Annotated in this window: 2 protein-coding genes and 1 pseudogene; 1 reads left to right on the top strand and 2 read right to left on the bottom strand. The window is 41.4% G+C overall.

Features of this window, described 5'->3' with window-relative positions:
- Nucleotides 1–544 (top strand): VanZ family protein (locus tag GPK58_RS12600; protein WP_252195814.1); only part of this gene is annotated, 544 nt, incomplete at its 5' end.
- Nucleotides 545–746: 202 nt separating this feature from the next.
- On the opposite strand, the gene GPK58_RS12595 is transcribed toward GPK58_RS12600, so the two are convergent.
- Together GPK58_RS12595 and GPK58_RS12590 are read right to left on the bottom strand one after the other, a co-directional pair.
- Nucleotides 747–1,442, bottom strand: a complete 696-nt coding sequence (locus tag GPK58_RS12595) for an Rpn family recombination-promoting nuclease/putative transposase (protein WP_215638746.1) — start codon at nt 1,440–1,442, stop codon at nt 747–749.
- Nucleotides 1,405–1,620: pseudogene (locus GPK58_RS12590) on the bottom strand (hypothetical protein); the annotation flags it as partial. The gene GPK58_RS12595 and the pseudogene GPK58_RS12590, both read right to left, overlap by 38 nt.

Genomic DNA, 1,620 nt, shown 5'->3' with positions numbered 1-1,620 from the left:
TAAATATATAATGAATATATTTAGGATATTAATCAACCAGAATCCTGTATGGGGAGTATCAGGATTCAGTTGCTTTTTCATATTATTAACAGTAGTTATAATCTACGAACACTATATGTATATAAATACCAAAGTTTCATTTAAACAAATGATAGCAAGAATTCTACTATTCATATATCTCTGGACAGTCCTGGAATCTACAGTTTTCACCCGAATTCCACAGGCGCATCCACAATATGAACTGCAGGTATTCTGGTCATGGAAAGCAATTTTTCATTATCATGACAGAGAATTACTAAAAGAAAATATATTAAACTGTATGTTATTGATGCCGTATGGATGTATGATTCCAGTTGCAGTGGGAAAAAGAATCAGTTGGAAAAAAGGGCTATTGATCGGCATGGCTACATCTGCGGTGATAGAAGTATTACAGTTGATAACCTGCAGGGGACTATTTGAGATTGATGATATTATTCACAATGGAGTCGGTTGTATGATAGGTGTTATATTGATTTCACGCTGTTATCGAATCAGTTTGGAATAAATCAATAGACAAATAGGGCAACTTGTGCTACATCTGTATTTTGACAGTAGAGTCATTCAAGCGAATTGCACGAAGTCATGTTAGAGATTTTAGTGGAGAGATTATCGCAGAAATGTGGTAAGATAAACAGGTAATGATTATTGAGGATTAACGAATGCTCAGAAAGCACGTGCTCTCTGAGCATTCTCTCAAATAAAACTCATCATTTCTCCCGCAATTTCAGAACATCCTCAAGTGGTAGCCCTGAAAACCTGCTGCTATCCTCAGGTGAAAACCTGGAATCCTGCAGCATGCGTTGTGCAGTAAGTAAAGCATGGTCCTGAAGACCTTGGGTATGACCTAGGGATAGACCTTCGGCGCGTGCATCATCGCACATTTCCTGAACAGCCTGACACATATTAACACTCCCTTCTGTTTCTGTGAAACGTAAGTTGATACCGGTTATGGAGTCAATGACCCGGGCTGCTTTGAGCTCGAGTGATTGGAAGCCGGGGCTCTGTGATGTGAGCTCCTGAAGTTTCCGTTTATCTTTGGAGTATTTAATGAAGAGCATGACTTCTTTGAGATTGCTCTGGAGTTTGTCAAGTTCTTCATCCTTTATCTCAGCAGGTGAGAAGAGATTGGTCCGATAATCGGGGACCAGAGAAAGGATCTCGGGATCCTGTACAGAGAGCATTTCGTGGAGGCTTCTGGGAGCGTTCCAGGTATCGGAACCGAAGTATACGACTACGGTTATGACAGGGATGAGCCGGTCATCCTTGTAGAAGCCGGTGAGATATTCTCCGGATGTGGAAGGCCATTGTTTTGCTTCTCTGTGTGATCTGGTGGAATTTTCCACCTGCCCTGCGTATTCTAATGCATCATAGACCATGTTCTTGACCGGCAAAAAAACGGACATTCGCATTCCGCTTTGCTACATGCTCATGAATGCAAGTGCTTTGCACTTGCGTTACATAGTTCTGTTCCGACTGGTTCTCAATCCCAAGGAGAAGATAGATCCTTGAATCATCGTGCATAACATTAAGAGATTTGAATTCGTCCCGGAATTTCTGGACAGGAACTTCTGAAGTGCCGGA

This window comes from Blautia sp. MCC270 (genome assembly GCF_018785605.1).
In the GTDB taxonomy this organism is placed as follows: domain Bacteria; phylum Bacillota; class Clostridia; order Lachnospirales; family Lachnospiraceae; genus Blautia_A; species Blautia_A fusiformis.
Note: the sequence above shows the minus strand (reverse complement) of the source record. Positions and strands in the feature narration are given on the sequence as shown.